The 14733-nt window shown below is 71.6% G+C and carries 16 protein-coding genes; 12 read left to right on the forward strand and 4 right to left on the reverse strand.

Translation table 11 applies throughout. The features are described 5' to 3' along the window. Positions 1-26 precede the first annotated feature (26 nt). The gene (locus tag KBX26_RS13795; RefSeq protein WP_210865575.1) at positions 27-485 is read right to left on the reverse strand and encodes an ester cyclase; all 459 of its coding nucleotides are present in this window, start codon (positions 483-485) and stop codon (positions 27-29) included. A gap of 84 nt (positions 486-569) precedes the next feature. Then, a complete protein-coding gene (locus tag KBX26_RS13800) occupies positions 570-962 on the reverse strand; it encodes a cyclic nucleotide-binding/CBS domain-containing protein (protein WP_030331644.1) in 393 nt (130 codons plus the stop codon). A gap of 109 nt (positions 963-1071) precedes the next feature. Between KBX26_RS13800 and KBX26_RS13805 the strand changes: the two genes are divergently transcribed. From KBX26_RS13805 to KBX26_RS13825, 5 genes are all read left to right on the forward strand, one after another. After that, positions 1072-1524: an NUDIX hydrolase gene (locus KBX26_RS13805; RefSeq protein ID WP_030331646.1), complete on the forward strand. Its 453-nt coding sequence runs from the start codon at positions 1072-1074 to the stop codon at positions 1522-1524. Then, a complete protein-coding gene (locus tag KBX26_RS13810) occupies positions 1521-2288 on the forward strand; it encodes a hypothetical protein (RefSeq protein WP_030331648.1) in 768 nt (255 codons plus the stop codon). Before KBX26_RS13805 ends, KBX26_RS13810 begins: the two co-directional genes overlap by 4 nt. A 77-nt stretch (positions 2289-2365) precedes the next feature. Continuing rightward, entirely contained in the window at positions 2366-3097 is a 732-nt protein-coding gene (locus tag KBX26_RS13815) for a sugar phosphate nucleotidyltransferase (RefSeq protein ID WP_210865576.1), read from the forward strand. Then, positions 3085-4152: an iron-containing alcohol dehydrogenase family protein gene (locus tag KBX26_RS13820; RefSeq protein WP_030331652.1), complete on the forward strand. Its 1068-nt coding sequence runs from the start codon at positions 3085-3087 to the stop codon at positions 4150-4152. The genes KBX26_RS13815 and KBX26_RS13820 overlap by 13 nt, the downstream gene beginning before the upstream one ends. After that, complete coding sequence (locus KBX26_RS13825) at positions 4127-4849, forward strand: CDP-alcohol phosphatidyltransferase family protein (protein WP_030331654.1); 723 nt, start codon at positions 4127-4129, stop codon at positions 4847-4849. The genes KBX26_RS13820 and KBX26_RS13825 overlap by 26 nt, the downstream gene beginning before the upstream one ends. A gap of 114 nt (positions 4850-4963) precedes the next feature. Here the strand turns inward: KBX26_RS13825 and KBX26_RS13830 are convergent, their stop codons facing one another. Then, positions 4964-6304: a glycosyltransferase family 4 protein gene (locus KBX26_RS13830; protein WP_210865577.1), complete on the reverse strand. Its 1341-nt coding sequence runs from the start codon at positions 6302-6304 to the stop codon at positions 4964-4966. A gap of 24 nt (positions 6305-6328) precedes the next feature. Between KBX26_RS13830 and KBX26_RS13835 the strand changes: the two genes are divergently transcribed. From KBX26_RS13835 to KBX26_RS13855, 5 genes are all read left to right on the forward strand, one after another. Continuing rightward, a complete protein-coding gene (locus KBX26_RS13835) occupies positions 6329-7189 on the forward strand; it encodes an Fpg/Nei family DNA glycosylase (RefSeq protein ID WP_030331658.1) in 861 nt (286 codons plus the stop codon). Positions 7190-7452: 263 nt separating this feature from the next. Beyond that, positions 7453-9024: a sugar transferase gene (locus KBX26_RS13840; RefSeq protein WP_030331660.1), complete on the forward strand. Its 1572-nt coding sequence runs from the start codon at positions 7453-7455 to the stop codon at positions 9022-9024. 39 nt (positions 9025-9063) lie between these two features. Then, positions 9064-10290 carry a sensor histidine kinase gene (locus KBX26_RS13845; RefSeq protein ID WP_210865578.1) on the forward strand — a complete coding sequence of 409 codons (1227 nt, stop codon included), beginning with the start codon at positions 9064-9066 and terminating at the stop codon, positions 10288-10290. A 23-nt stretch (positions 10291-10313) separates the two neighbouring features. Beyond that, entirely contained in the window at positions 10314-11075 is a 762-nt protein-coding gene (locus tag KBX26_RS13850) for a LytTR family DNA-binding domain-containing protein (protein WP_030331664.1), read from the forward strand. A gap of 65 nt (positions 11076-11140) precedes the next feature. Continuing rightward, the gene (locus tag KBX26_RS13855; protein WP_210865579.1) at positions 11141-11803 is read left to right on the forward strand and encodes a DUF5701 family protein; all 663 of its coding nucleotides are present in this window, start codon (positions 11141-11143) and stop codon (positions 11801-11803) included. Positions 11804-11837: 34 nt separating this feature from the next. Here KBX26_RS13855 and KBX26_RS13860 read toward each other — a convergent pair whose 3' ends face one another. Next, entirely contained in the window at positions 11838-12389 is a 552-nt protein-coding gene (locus KBX26_RS13860; RefSeq protein WP_210865580.1) for a Uma2 family endonuclease, read from the reverse strand. Positions 12390-12592: 203 nt separating this feature from the next. Here KBX26_RS13860 and KBX26_RS13865 point away from each other — a divergent pair, with 203 nt between their 5' ends. Then, the gene (locus tag KBX26_RS13865) at positions 12593-13006 is read left to right on the forward strand and encodes a hypothetical protein (protein WP_245233621.1); all 414 of its coding nucleotides are present in this window, start codon (positions 12593-12595) and stop codon (positions 13004-13006) included. Then, positions 13007-14650: a cation acetate symporter gene (locus KBX26_RS13870; protein WP_030331672.1), complete on the forward strand. Its 1644-nt coding sequence runs from the start codon at positions 13007-13009 to the stop codon at positions 14648-14650. Positions 14651-14733: the final 83 nt, after the last annotated feature.

Here is a 14733-nt window from a genome sequence, read left to right on the forward strand (position 1 = left end):
ACCCCGCTGGACCGGTCGGCGGCAGATCAGACCGGAAGGGCGAGCGCGTCGTGCTGCGCGGCCCGGGAAAGTCCCCCCAGCTGCACGCCGAGCGCGTCGAGAAGCTGACTCCAGTCGAAGTAGGAACGCCAGGCGGTGATCCGGCCCTTGCGGGCCCGGACCACGTCGGCCACCTCCCAGCTCACCACCCGGCCGGTGGGAGCGACGGTGCCGTACGGGGAATGCAGGGTGCCGGTGTGGGTGCCGGTCAGCCGCAGCTCGACCGCCGCGCCCCCGCCGGTGCGGACCGAACCCATCGGGTCGACCCGCAGATCTCCGAAAGCGCCGGTCCAGGTGCGCAGCAGCGCGGGCAGCTCGATCGGACGGACCGTCACGCCCGGCATGGCGTAGAACGCCTCCGGTGCGTAGAGATCCGGCAACCGGGCCACGTCCCGACGCAGAAGCATCGCGTACTGCTGCTCGACCAGCCGTTCCGCGTCGCGCATCGGGACCTCCCCCGCGGGCCACGGCATTTCCGCGCCCGCACGGGGATGTCTACCCATCGATCCGGCCCGGCACACCACCTCCGGTCAGGTCGTGGCGACCGCCTGGTTCTCCGACCAGACCCGCATGATGTCCCGCACCGAGATCACGCCGGCGACCTCCCGGCCGTCCAGCACCACCAGGTGCCGGAATCCGCCCCGGGCCATCGCGGCGGCGGCCTCGGCCACTGTCCACTCCGGCCCCGCGTAGACAACGTCCCAGGTCAGATGGGCACCGGTGCGTTCCACGTCGCAGTCCAGGCCGGCGCCGATGGCCTTCAACACGTCGCGTTCGGTCATGATCCCCACGCCCTCGGAATCCGGGTCGATCACGACCGCCGACCCGACACCACGGGCCGACATCATCCGGGCCGCCTGGCGGAGCGTGTGCTCCGGACCGACGACGAGGACCTGGCTGGACATCGCATCCCGTACCTGCATCACGCATCACTCCTTTGGGACGGTGGCATTCGGTACAGACATGGTGGTCGGTGGATGTTTCCGGGACAAGAGCGGCATCGCACAAGCTGCGGACGCTGGCTACTGTCGGATGGTGTCCACCGAGCCCCTGCGCTGCGCCGGCGCGCTGATCGTCGACCATGACGGCCGCATCTTCTTCCAGCGCCGCTCACCACACCGACGCCTGTTCCCCAACTGCTGGGACATCGTCGGCGGCCACCTGGAGCCGGGCGAGGACATCGACGAGGCGCTCCGCCGGGAGATCACCGAGGAGACCGGTTGGGTCCTCTCGCACGTCCTGGGCCAGGTGGGCGAGTACAGCTACGTCGGCGACGACGGCCTGGCCCGGACCGAACACGACTTTCTGGTCCGCGTCGACGGTGACCTCGACCGCCCGAGGTTGGAAGCCGGTAAGCACACCGAGTACCGCTGGCTGGCCGAGCACGAGCTGACAGTGCTCGACGAGCACCGCGACGTCAACGACGGCCTGATCCGGCGGATCGCCGAGGAGGGCTTCGCCGTCCTCCGGTCGATCGGTCTGTGAACACCGTCGCGCTGGCGCCCCACCGGATCGCCGGGCTGCTCGCACCGGCGGTGGACCGGACCTTCCGCGCCGGCATGCTGGCCGGCCGGGACGGTGGTGGCGCCGAACTGTCCCAGCGCTACGGCGGGGTCACGGCGACCGGCTTCCTGGTCGACCTGCGCACCCGACTGGCCGCACCCGGTGGCACCGTCGACGGGCCCGGGTTCGCGGCGATCACCCGGTACCACGACCCGGTCGTCTGCCGGCGAGCCGTGGACAAGCAGGTGGCCCACGGGATGATCTACCGCAGCCCGGACGGCACCCTCTCCGCCACCGAACGCGGCGCCGCCTTCCTCGCCGAGCTCTACCAGGTGCACGCCGAGGTCACCGAGGAGCTGTGGGCCGGTCACGACGACCGGGTGGCCCGACTGGTCGCCGTGCTCGGCCGACTGCTGTCGTACGCCCTGGTGCTGGCCGACGAGGAAGAGGACCGGGGCGGGTCGGCCTTCGCCGCGCTGGCGCCCCCGTACGAACCGGACGGCACCCCGTCGGGCGTACTGCTGCTCAACCGGCTCGGCGCGCTGCGACACCACCGGGCCGACGCGCACGCCGCCGCCTGGGCCGCCGCCGGGCACACCGCGTCGAGCATCGCCGCCCTGCCGCCCGGCCCTGAACGGCTCGCCATCGAACTGGAGACCGACCGGCGGGCCGCCGGCCCGTACGCCACGCTCGGCGCGGAGGAGCGGCTGACCATGCTCGCCGACCTGGCGGCGTTGCCCGGCTGACCGGTTGGCCGGAGCGACGCACCCGGCCGGGGCTATCCTCCAGCGGTGACCGGAGCAGGACGAGGGAGGATGTCGCGATGATCGGAATGGTGCTCGCGGCCGGCGCGGGACGACGGCTGCGCCCGTACACCGACACCCTGCCCAAGGCGTTGGTGCCGGTGGACGGCGAGACGACGATCCTGGACATCGCGCTGGGCAACCTCGCCGAGGTCGGGCTCACCGACATCGTGATCGTCGTCGGCTACGCGGCGGACGCGGTCCGCGACCGGCAGGCCGACCTGGAGAAGCGGTACGGGGTCACGCTCACCCTGGTGTACAACGACAAGGCCGAGGAGTGGAACAACGCCTACTCGCTCTGGCTGGCCCGGGAGTACTTCGCGCGCGGGGTGCTGCTGGTCAACGGGGACACCGTGCACCCGGTGAGCGTGGAGAAGACCCTGCTCGCCGAGCGTGGTCCGGGCATCCTGCTCGCCGTGGACACCCTCAAGCCGCTGGCCGAGGAGGAGATGAAGACCACCTTCGACGCCGCCGGCCAGCTCACCCGGATCACCAAGATCATGGATCCGGGCGAGGCGTACGGGGAGTACATCGGCGCGACGCTGATCGAGCCGCAGGTCGCCGACGCCCTCGCCGACGCGCTGGAGGCCACCTGGCGACGGGATCCGAACCTCTACTACGAGGACGGCTACCAGGAGTTCTCCGACCGGGGCGGGGAGGTGCGGGCGGCGCCGATCGGTGACGTCCCGTGGGTCGAGGTCGACAACCACGCCGACCTGGCCCGCGCGCGGGAGATCGCGTGCCGCTACTAGCTCGTAGCGTCCTCACCCCGCTGCACATCGACGTGCGACGCGGGGCGGTCGCCGACCTGGGCGCGATCCTGGCCGACGGGCGGATCTCCTCCGGGGGCGACGTCGCGGTGGTGGTCGGTCCGGGTCAGGGTGCCCAGATCGCGGAGCTGATCCGACCGTCGCTGCGCTCGGCGGACGTCTTCACCGTCTCCGGCGGGACCTTGGACGCCGCCGACGACCTGGGCGGCAAGCTCCGCGCCCGGTCGTACGACGCGGTCGTCGGCATCGGCGGCGGCAAGACCATCGACGTGGCCAAGTACGCGGCCACCCGTCGCGGGCTGCCGATGGTGTCGGTGGCGACCAGCCTCGCCAACGACGGGATCGCCTCCCCGGTGGCCAGCCTGATCACCGACGGGATCAAGGGCTCCTACGGCGTGCACATCCCGATCGGGGTGATCGTCGACCTGGACTTCGTGGACAGCGGCCCGGACCGGCACAACCGGGCCGGCATCGGCGACGTGATCAGCAACATCAGCGCGCTGGCCGACTGGGAGCTGTCCCGGCAGGTACGCGGTGAGCCGGTCGACGGGCTGGCCGCCTCGCTCTCGCGGGCGGGCGCCGAAGCGGTGCTCAACCACCCGGGCGACATGAGCGACGACGCCTTCGTGATCGTCCTCGCCGAGGCGTTGATCTCCAGCGGCCTGGCGATGGCTGTCGACGGCACCAGCCGCCCGTGCAGCGGCGGCTGCCACGAGATCATGCACGCTGTCGACTCGCTCTTTCCCGGCACCGCCTCGCACGGCGAGCTGGCCGGGCTGGGCGCGCTGTTCTGCACCTGGCTGCGCGGAGACCTCCGCCGCTTCGGCGAGATGTCTGCCTGCCTGGCCCGACACGGTCTGCCCCGGCTCCCCGCCGAGGTGGCGCTCACCGACGACCAGTTCATCGAGGCGGTGCAGTTCGCGCCGCGTACCCGCCCGGACCGGTACACCATCCTCGAACACCTGGCACTGTCGCCTACCGAGACCCGGGAACGGCTGGCAGACTACGCCGGTGCAATCCGCGACCAGCTTGGCTGACCCCCGTCCCACCATCGCCGACTTCCACCGGGTCAACCGGGGTGGCGGCCTGTTCAGCGAGTCGATCAGCCAGTGGCTGGGGGCCGTCTTCGCGCTGGTAGCCCAGCGGCTCGGCCTGCGACCGACAGCGTTGACCATCACCAACCTGGTGCTCGGGCTGGCCACCTCGGTCACCGTGGTGGCGCTCGCCGGCCCGGTCGCCGCCGGGGACGTACCGGCCTGGCTGGTTGGTCTGCTCGCCCTGATCGGCTGGCAGGTGGCGTACTCACTGGACTGCGCGGACGGGCAGCTGGCCCGGGTGACCGGCCAGGGCAGCGCGGCCGGCGCCCGGGTCGACGTGCTCTGCGACGTGGCCGCGCAGATCGCCCTGGTGGCCGCCCTGGCCGCCACCGCCGTGGCGCAGCAGCCGTCCACGCCGACCTGGCTGGTGGCGGCCTTCGCCGGCACCTGGATGGTCAACCTGGTCACGTCGGTGATGCAGGCCGGGCCGAACGCGGCCAGCATGGTCACCTCGACCTCGCTGCCGGTGCGCCTGGTGAAGCTGGTCCGCGACTACGGCGCGGTGATCTTCGTGGCCGCCCTGGTGCTCGCGGTGGCCCCCGCGCTGGCCCTCTGGGTGATGATCGCCTTCACCATCGTCAACGGCGGTTTCCTGCTGGCCAGCATCGCCTTCTCCGCCCGCGCCTCGCTACGCTGACCGCCCCGCCCCCCGGCCGGGCATCCGCCCCGCCCCGCTCCAAGATCCACACAACGTCCCTGATGTTGCTGCCTCCAGCCGCCGGCACACCGCAACAACCCTGAAGTTGCTGCCTCAAGCCGGCGGCGGGGCGGCGAGCGGCGCGGGTTCAGACGTGGTGGGGGCACGGGACAGGCCCGCGTAGATGTCGATGAGCCGCTTGGTGACGACGTCGGGGTGGAAGGTGCGCTCGTAGCGGGCGCGGGCGGCCGAGGCCAGTCCGGGCGCACCGGCTCGGGCGACCGGCAGGGCGGCTGCGAGCGCGGCTGGCTCCGGCGCGACCACCCAACCGGCCTCGCCCTGAGCGATACCGGCCGGCATCGCCGACCGCCCGACCCCGGGGGCGATCGGCGAGGCGACCTCGGACGCGACAGGTGAGGCGACCGTTGAGGCGACGGCGGCCGGGCCGGTGCCGGCGGGCTCGTGCGGGGCGTCGGCCCCGACCAGGTACGGAATGCCGCCCAACGCCGTACCGAGCACCGGCCGGCCGCTCGCCAACGCCTCGATGATCACGGTGGGCAGCACGTCGTGCCACATCGCGGCGGCGATCACCACAGCGCTCGCCTCGACCGCTGCCTGCACGCCGGCCCGGTCGAGCTGACCGAGGTAGACCACGTCGGGCCGCTCGGCGGCGGCTGCCTCCACCAGGTGGCGCAACTCGCCGTCACCGGCCACCCGCAGCGTGCCCAGCGAGCCCACCGGGTGCCGACGCCAGGCGTCCAGCAGCAGGTCGACGCCCTTCTCCGGGGAGAGCCGGGCCATGTAGAGGAACCCGTCACCGAGCGGCGCCGGCCGACCCGGGTCGGGTACGGAGTTCGGCTTCACCACGATGCGTTCGTCCGGGATGCCGTAGTCGCGCAGGTGGTCGGCGATCGCCGAGGTGAGCGCGATGTACCGGTCCACCGAGCGCCAGGTGCCCCGGTGCACGGCCAGGGTGGTCGCCATCAGCGCGCTCTGCACCGCCGAGTCGCGGTAGCAGCGGTGCTTGATCGCCGGCACCCCCAACGCCCGACCCTTGCAGTCCTGGCAGATCACCCCGTCGCGGAAGTAGATCCCCGAGGAGCAGACCTGCCGGTAGTTGTGCACCGTCTGCACCACCGGCACGCCGTGTCGGTGCGCGGTCCGCACCACCCAGGGCGAGAGCAGGGGGTACGGGTTGTGCAGGTGCAGAACGTCCGGCCGGTGCTCGGTGAGCAGGCGGCTCAGGTCGTGCTGGGCGCGCGGAGCCCAGATCGGCGAGATCGGCAGCAGCGCCTTGGCCGCCTTCGACATCGACGGGATCTCGTCCGAACTGCGGATGAAGGGCAGCACCTCGACGCCAGCGGCGGTGAGCTGAGCGATCTCCGAGTCGACGATCGTGTTCTCACCGGAGGGCTGGGCTTCCCGGTACCGGTTGTGCGCCACCACGATTCTCACGGGAAAGAAGGCTACCGTTGGGTCGTGCCCGAGCTACCGGAGGTTGAGGCGCTCGCGGGTTACCTGCGACAGCGCGCGGTGGGGCGGCGTGTCGATCGGCTGGAGATCGCCGCGATCAGTGCCCTGAAGACGTACGAGCCGGCGCCGACCGAGGTTGCCGGCCGGGCGGTGGTCGACGCCAGTCGGCACGGAAAGTTCCTCGATGTCCTCTTCGAGGGTGGCCTGCACCTGGTGGTGCATCTGGCGCGGGCGGGCTGGCTGCACTACCGGGAGGCGTTCCCCGCCACCACCCCACTCCGCCCGGGCAAGGGCCCGATCGCGGTGCGGGTACGCCTCGACGACGGTTCCGGCTTCGACCTCACCGAGGCGGGCACCCAGAAGAAGCTGGCCGCATATCTGGTCACCGACCTCGCGGCGGTCCCCGGGGTGGCCAAGCTGGGCCCGGACGCGCTCGCCGCGGACCTGCCCACCTTCACCGAGCGGTTGCGGAGCCGGCGGGGGCAGGTCAAGGGGGTGCTGACCGACCAGTCGGTGCTGTCCGGCGTGGGCAACGCGTACTCCGACGAGATCCTGCACGCGGCGAAGCTGTCGCCGTTCGCGATCACCGATCGGCTCACCGACGCCCAGCTCGCCACGTTGCACGCCGCCACCCGGCAGGTCCTCGGTGACGCGGTCGAGCGGTCCCTCGGTCAGCGGGCCGCCGAACTCAAGGGCGAGAAGCGCTCGGGTCTGAAGGTGCACGCGCGGACCGGTCTGCCCTGCCCGGTGTGCGGGGACACCGTGCGCGAGGTGTCGTTCGCCGACTCCAGCCTCCAGTACTGCCCGACCTGCCAGACCGGCGGGAAGCCGCTCGCTGACCGTCGGTTGTCCCGTCTCGTACGGTGAGTAATTACACTCGGTGATCACCGAGTGGAATCGCCCTCACTGTGCCGAAGCTCCGGTCCGCCGGTCCCGCCGTTCGGGTATCCATCGGTATAGTGGCCCGGTCCCCGGCTTCTGAAATGGTGTGGAGCCGGCCAGATCCCACCGTAACCATCGGTCGCCAATCTCCTTCGGGGCGGCAACCGGTCGGGCTCGCGTGGGAGACTGGGACGGTGGGCGACCCGGGCCTTCACGCCGAGTGAGCGGCCCGTGTCATGCGGGAGGACATGGGTGAGGTGACGGCAAGCCTCCAGCGCCCGGTATCCAACGAAGGCCGGAGCAGACTCGTGCGGCACGTCGACAGCTTCGAGATCCAGCCGCCGACGCCGACTACGCACAACGGTGTACCCCGGTCGGCGTGGGCCAGGGCGCGACGTCGTGTCTCCCGCTGGCACCGCCCCTACACGGCCATCCTGGTGCTGCTCGACTTCGGCGCGGCGGCGTTCGCCAGCTGGATCGCCATCCAGCTCTTCGACCAGGCCGCCTCCGGGTTCTCCGGCACCAAGCAGGACCCGACCTGGTTCCACACCATCTCCTACCTCCTGCTCCCGCTCGGCTGGGTCGTCATCCTCTGGGGCAACCGGGCGTACGACCGGCGCTATCTGGGGCTCGGGCCCGACGAGTACAAGCGGGTCATCCGGGCGTCGGTGACGGTGGCCGCGAGCGTCTCCTTCCTCGCCTTCGCCACAGTGACCCAGCTCTCCCGGTTCACCGTGGGCACCGCGCTGGTCGGTGCGGCGCTGCTGATCCTCTGGGGCCGGTTCGTGGCCCGCTGGGCCCTGCACTACATCCGCCGGCAGGCCGGCCAGGCCGCGCACCGGATGGTGCTGGTCGGCACCCTGCCGGAGTGCCTGGAGGTCTACGCGGCGGTCACCCGCAGCCCGTCCGCCGGGCTGATGCCCGTCGCCATCCACATCACCAACGGGTACGCGGCGGCCCGGGGGATGCCGACCCCGGTGCCGGTCTACTCCGGCCGAGACGTGCTGGCCCTGGTCCGTGAGGTCGGCGGGGACACCATCGCCGTCTGCGGGTCGGCCAGCGCCGAGCCGGGTGAGCTGCGGCGGCTGGCCTGGCAGCTGGAGGGTTCCGGCGTCGACCTGGTGGTCGCCCCGCAGCTCACCGACATCGCCGGCCCCCGGGTGCACATCCGGCCGATCGAGGGTCTGCCGCTGCTGCACGTCGAGGAGCCGACCCTTTCCGGGCCGGCGCTGCTGGCCAAGAACCTGCTGGACCGGGTCGCCGCCGGCCTCGGTCTGCTGCTGCTGATCCCGCTCTTCCTGGCCATCGGCGTGGCGATTCGGATCTCCGACCCCGGGCCGGTCTTCTTCCGGCAGCCTCGGGTGGGGCACGAGGGGCGCACGTTCCGGGTGTGGAAGTTCCGGACCATGTACGTCAACGCCGAGGAGCGGCTGGCCAGCCTGGTCGACCGGAACGACACCGACGGCATGCTGTTCAAGATGAAGGAGGACCCACGGGTCTTCCCGGTGGGCCGCTTCCTGCGGGCCACCTCGCTGGACGAGCTGCCCCAGCTGATCAACGTGCTCTGGGGCGAGATGTCGCTGGTCGGGCCCCGCCCGCTGCCCGCCGACGACGGCGACTTCCTGGGTGACGTGCGCCGCCGCCTGCTGGTCCGCCCCGGCATGACCGGGCTGTGGCAGGTCTCCGGCCGCTCCGATCTGTCCTGGGACGAGTCGGTCCGACTGGACCTCTACTACGTCGACAACTGGTCGCTCGCGTACGACCTGAGCATCCTGTGGCGCACGGTCGGGGTGGTGCTCGCCCGCAAGGGCGCGTACTAGAGGCTTGGCGCGCCGGCCCGCAGGGGCGAGGATCGCTGCGTGGCTGCCAACCTCTCCGCCGTGGTCGGCGTCGTCTCGCTCGTCACCGCGCTGACCGCGGCCCTGTTGGCGGTGCTGCGGCTGCGGGCCCGCCGGGGCATCGCCACCGCCACCCAGCGGGCCACCTACGAGGTGCTGCACACCGCCGGTCTGGCCGCCGAGCCACTGCGCGCGGGGCTGAGCGAGGCGGGCGCGACGAAGGCCGTACGTCATCTGCGGGCTCTGGTGGGCGCGGCCGGTCTGGCACTCACCGACGCCGACCGGTTGCTGGCTCTCGACGGGCGCGGCACGCACCACGGGGAGCAACTGCTCGCGGCGGCCCGGCGGACGGTGGACACCGGCCGTTCGACGGTGCTGGGTGAGCAGGATCTGCACTGCGACCGGGTCGACTGCCCGATCCGGGGGGCGGTGGTCGCACCGTTGCTGGGGGCGGACGGCCGGGTGGTGGGCGCGCTCGTGGCGGTCGCGGACAGCCCACCGCCTCCGGGGTTGGTGCAGGCCACCCTGGAGACGGCGCACTGGGCCGGCAACCAGCTCGCCCTGGCCGAGTTGGACTCGTCGCGGGAGCGGCTGGCCCGCGCCGAGATCCGGGCGTTGCGGGCGCAGATCAGCCCGCACTTCATCTACAACGCGCTGACCGCGATCGGCTCGTTCGTGCGCACCGACCCGGAGCGGGCCCGGGAGCTGATCCTGGAGTTCGCGGAGTTCACCAGGTACTCGTTCCGGGCGCACGGGGAGTTCACCACGCTGGCCGAGGAGCTGCGGTCGATCGACCGGTACCTGACCATCGAGCGGGCCCGGTTCGGCGACCGGTTGCAGGTGCGGTTGCAGATCGCCCCGGAGGTGCTGCCGGTGACGCTGCCGTTCCTCTGCCTCCAACCGTTGGTGGAGAACGCCGTTCGCCACGGGTTGTCCCGTAAGCCGGGCACGGGCATGGTGAGCATCGAGGCCCGGGACGCGGGGGCCGAATGTCACATCACGGTGGAGGACGACGGAGTGGGAATGGATCCGACCACGCTGACCGCCGGCATCGCCGAGCTGGCTCGCGGCATCGGCGACCCGGGTGACGACACGAGCCAGCACGTCGGCCTCTCCAACGTCGACGAGCGGTTGCGCTCGGTCTTCGGTGACCGGTTCGGTCTGGTCGTGGAGACCGGGCTGGGTTCGGGTACGAAGGTGAGCATGCGGGTGCCGAAGTTCCACCCCGGCGTGCGGGCCGGCTCGTGAGCGAGCGAGCCGGGACGGGTGTGGTGAACGCGTCCGGTTTCCTGCGCGTCCTCGCCGTCGACGACGAACCGCCCGCGCTCGACGAGTTGGCGTACCACCTGCGGGCCGATCCCCGGGTGGCCCGGCTGCACACGGCCTCCGACGCCACCGAGGCGTTGCGGTTGTTGCGCGACGCCGACGTGGACGTGGTCTTCCTGGACATCCGGATGCCCGGCCTGGACGGCATGGAACTGGCCCGGGTGCTGCGCCGCTTCGCCCGCCCACCGGCGATCGTGTTCGTCACCGCGTACGACGACGGCGCTGTGGACGCCTTCGATCTGGGCGCCACCGACTACGTGCGGAAACCGGTTCGCGCCGATCGGCTGGCCGAGTCGTTGCGCCGGGTGATCGGCTCGCGGGTGGTGCCGTCGCATCCGGCGGCGTTGGCCCGAGCGGAGGAGGACCCGACCATCCCCATCGAGTTGGCCGGCACCACCCGGATGCTGCCCCGCTCGGCGGTGCGGTGGGTGGAGGCGCAGGGCGACTACGCCCGCTTGCACACCGCGGAGGGGTCGCACCTGGTGCGGGTCTCACTGGCCACGCTCGCGGAGCGCTGGGCGGATGCCGGTTTTGTTCGGGTGCACCGGTCGTACCTGGTGCAGTTGAAGTTGATCGCGGAGTTGCGGCTGGTCAACTCCGGCTACGTGGTGGTGATCGACTCCACCGAGCTGCCGGTGAGCCGGCGGCACACCAGGGAGTTGAAGGACAAGCTGGTCAGGGCTGCGAAACAGGACTGGAGTCGCTGAGCCGGGAATGAGAAGCGGCGTGCCGTACGTTGTACGATAGGTCGTACGACTTCCGGGAGGCCTGCGTGACCGAGACCCCGTTCAACGCCGAATCCGAGTTCGACAACCAACTCGACCGACTGGTGCAAATCGGCTATCCCGCCCTCGCCGGGCTGACCGAGAACGCCTTCCGCGACCTGGTCGCGCCACTGCGGGCCAGGGCGGTCGAGGGCACCGCCGGGCTGCCCGCCCCCACCGACGCCCGGGTGCCGTTCGTGCTGGTCATCACCCGGGATCTGATCGGGGTGCCGGAACGGGTGGCGCTGACCACAGTGGCCGGCAAGCGCAAGCCTGGCGTCGTCGACCGCAACTACGCCGAGGACGACCTGCCCCGCTTCGACCCGATCAAGGAGTTGGAGGTGCCGGCCGGGCCGGCGTACCTGCTCTTCGACGTCGACCGGGGCGAGGAGTTCCGCAACCTGGCACCTGCCACGGCCATGGAGGGGATCACCGCCCAGGGTCGACTGCCGCTGAGCATCGACGAGGGGCTCGCCTTCATCACGCTGCACCCGGCCGCGTTGGCGAGCAACAGGTGCTTCTCGCTGGTCGGCTCCCGCTGCGGCGACAAGCGGGTGCCGGCGCTCTGGATCAGCCAGGGCGCGCCCAAGCTGGGCTGGTGCTGGTACGGCAACCCGCACACCTGGCTCGGCTCCGCCTCGGCCCGGCCGGAGCGCATCGGCCTGGACTGACCGTCGACGGGGGCCGGCGGCTTCCGGTGACGGGTCAGAAGATGTCGGCCAGCGGCAGGGCGAGAGGGAACGGCCGGTCGGCGCGGTAGACCTCGCCGACCGGCAGAACGACCTGCTCGCGGTAGCCGCCCGCGCCGTTCACCAGCACGGTCAGGGTCTGCTTGCGGGGCTCCACCAACCAGTAGAGCGGAATGCCGACGGCCGCGTACTCGTGACGTTTGAGGACCAGGTCGCGGCCGGCGTTACTTGGCGAGATCACCTCGACGACGAGGAGCACGTCGGCCGGGTCGAGCGCGGCGCCGCCGCTGTCCAGTGCGCTCTCCGTGGCGACGAAGAGATCAGGCACGAAGTACGACGAGCGTTTCGCGCTGACCCCGATGTCCTGACCGACGAGCACACCGGCGGGGGCCTGCCGGTCGAGGGCACGGCGGAGGCGGTTGGCGACCGCGCCATGGAAGACGTCCGCATGGGGGGACACGAGCAGGCTCCCGTCGAAGATCTCGTAGACCTGGTCGTCCTCGGGGAGGCTCTGGAGGTCGTCCACCGTCCAGGCGTCGCCCCAGCCGGGCCGGGCAGGGTTGGTCACCGTCACACCTCCTCTCTACCGGACCACCCTGACAGCTCAGTCGGTTGTCCACAACGAGCCTCGGGAGTTCCCACACGCCAGCCGGGGTGATCCCCGAGTTATCCACAGGCGTGAGCGGTTCTCCACAGGTTATGCACAACGCCACTTACCGATGTGCACACCGCACTGCTTGACAATCGCGTACGGCCGGCGAGACTGCCGGGGTGGCCAAGCAACTCCCGGACGTGGGGTCAGGCGCTGCGGTGCCGCCGCCCCGGCGGTCCCGGATCGTGCTGGCCGAGATCACCCGGCAGGACACCCGCGCCGAGCGGACCCGCACCGAACTGGCCCAGCAGACCCAGGTCGGCGAGGCGCTGGTCCGCGGCCTGGTCCGGGCCCAACTCGCGTTGGCGCTGCGGCTGTCCCTGGTGGTGGCCATCGGGTTGGGCGGGCTGCCCTGGCTGTTCGCGATCGCGCCCTCGCTCGGCCGGACCACCGTGGCCGGCGTCAACCTGCCCTGGCTGCTGCTCGGGGTGGCCTCCTTCCCGTTCCTGATCGCCGTGGGCTGGGCGTATGTGCGGCTGGCCGAACGCAACGAGCAGGACTTCACCGACCTGGTGCAACGGCCGGAGCGCTGAGTGGGCAACGACTTCGTGGTCCCGGCCATCGTCGCGGTCACCCTGGTCACCGTCGGGATCGGCTTCTACGGGCTGCGGTTGGCCCGGACCACGTCCGACTTCCTGGTGGCGTCCCGGGCGATCAGTCCGACGTGGAACGCCGCCGCCATCGGCGGGGAGTACCTGTCGGCGGCGAGCTTCCTGGGCATCGCCGGGCTGGTCCTCAAGTACGGCGTGGACGTGCTCTGGTACCCGGTCGGGTTCGCCGCCGGCTATCTGGCTCTGCTGCTGTTCGTGGCCGCGCCGCTGCGCCGCTCCGGCGCGTTCACCCTGCCCGACTTCTGCGAGCTGCGGCTGGGCTCACGTCGACTCCGCATCCTGGCCACCGCCTTCGTGATCTTCATCGGTTGGCTGTACCTGGTGCCGCAGCTCCAGGGCGCCGGGCTGACCCTGGCCACGGTGGCCGGCTCCCCGTACCCCCTCGGAGCCCTGCTGGTTGCCGCCGTGGTCACCGCGAACGTGGCGCTGGGCGGGATGCGCGCGATCACCTTCGTGCAGGCGTTCCAGTACTGGCTCAAGCTGACCGCACTCGCCGTACCGGTGATCTTCCTGGCGCTCCAGTGGCAGGCCGACGGGCGGCCGGCGGTGACCCCACCCGACGGGCCGACGTTCCGGGCCGCGACCACCGTCGTGGTCGAGCACCGGGCGACCCTCACCCTGCCCGACGGCGACATCCGGGAGGTACGCCCCGGCGACGAGCTGACCTTCGCCGCCGGTGACCCGGTGCCGGCGGTGTCCGGGGCGGCCACCGACGCCAACGACTGGTTGCTGCCCAGCGCCGCCGGTGCCGACGACCGGGGCCTGTTCGCCACGTACTCGCTGATCCTGGCCACCTTCCTGGGCACCATGGGCCTGCCGCACGTGCTGGTGCGCTTCTACACCAACCCGGACGGCGCGGCGGCCCGCCGGACCACCCTGGTCGTGCTGGCCCTGGTCGGCGTCTTCTACCTGCTGCCCACCCTGTACGGGGTCCTCGGCCGGATCTACACCCCGCAACTGCTGCTCAGCGGCCAGACCGACGCGGTGGTGGTGCTGCTACCCGGCGCGGCCCTGGGTGACGGGCTGGTCGGGCGGCTGCTCGCCGCGCTGGTCGCCGCGGGCGCGTTCGCGGCGTTCCTCTCCACCTCGTCCGGGCTGCTGACCAGCGTCGCCGGGGTGATCTCGACGGACGTGCTCGGTCGGGGCTCGGTACGCGGTTTCCGGCTCGCCACCGTCATCGCCGGTGGTGTGCCGGCGGTGCTGGCACTGCACGTCTCCGGGCTGGACGTGTCGCAGGTCGTCGGGCTGGCCTTCGCGGTCGCCGCGTCGAGCTTCTGCCCGCTGCTGGTGCTCGGCATCTGGTGGCGCGGGCTGACCGACGTGGGCGCCGCCGCGGGTGTGGTGGTCGGCGGCGGCGCGGCGATCGGCGCGGTGCTGGTCACCGTCCTCGGCCCGCCGCTGTCCGGTTGGCCGGCCACGCTGATCGCGCAGCCGGCCGCCTGGACGGTGCCACTGGCCTTCACCGTGATGGTCGCCGTGTCGATGGCGACCCGCAGGCGGGCCCCGGCCGACATCGCCGCCACCATGCTCCGCCTGCACACCCCCGAAGCCCTCCGTATGCAGTAAGCGCCAGGACCGCGCCGATCTTGCACTTCCGGTTGTTGATAAAGGTGGTTATGTGCCTTGTGTCGGGACAGGAAACGCAAGAT

The organism is Micromonospora sp. C97, assembly GCF_018070385.1.
GTDB classification, from domain to species: Bacteria; Actinomycetota; Actinomycetes; order Mycobacteriales; family Micromonosporaceae; genus Micromonospora; species Micromonospora parva.

What these genes read in the sequence shown, in the direction of transcription:
- KBX26_RS13795 (WP_210865575.1), bottom strand. Translation starts at nt 485, where the DNA reads ATGCGCGACGCGGAACGGCTGGTCGAGCAGCAGTACGCGATGCTTCTG.
- KBX26_RS13800 (WP_030331644.1), bottom strand. Translation starts at nt 962, where the DNA reads ATGCAGGTACGGGATGCGATGTCCAGCCAGGTCCTCGTCGTCGGTCCG.
- KBX26_RS13805 (WP_030331646.1), top strand. Translation starts at nt 1,072, where the DNA reads ATGGTGTCCACCGAGCCCCTGCGCTGCGCCGGCGCGCTGATCGTCGAC.
- KBX26_RS13815 (WP_210865576.1), top strand. Translation starts at nt 2,366, where the DNA reads ATGATCGGAATGGTGCTCGCGGCCGGCGCGGGACGACGGCTGCGCCCG.
- KBX26_RS13840 (WP_030331660.1), top strand. Translation starts at nt 7,453, where the DNA reads ATGGGTGAGGTGACGGCAAGCCTCCAGCGCCCGGTATCCAACGAAGGC.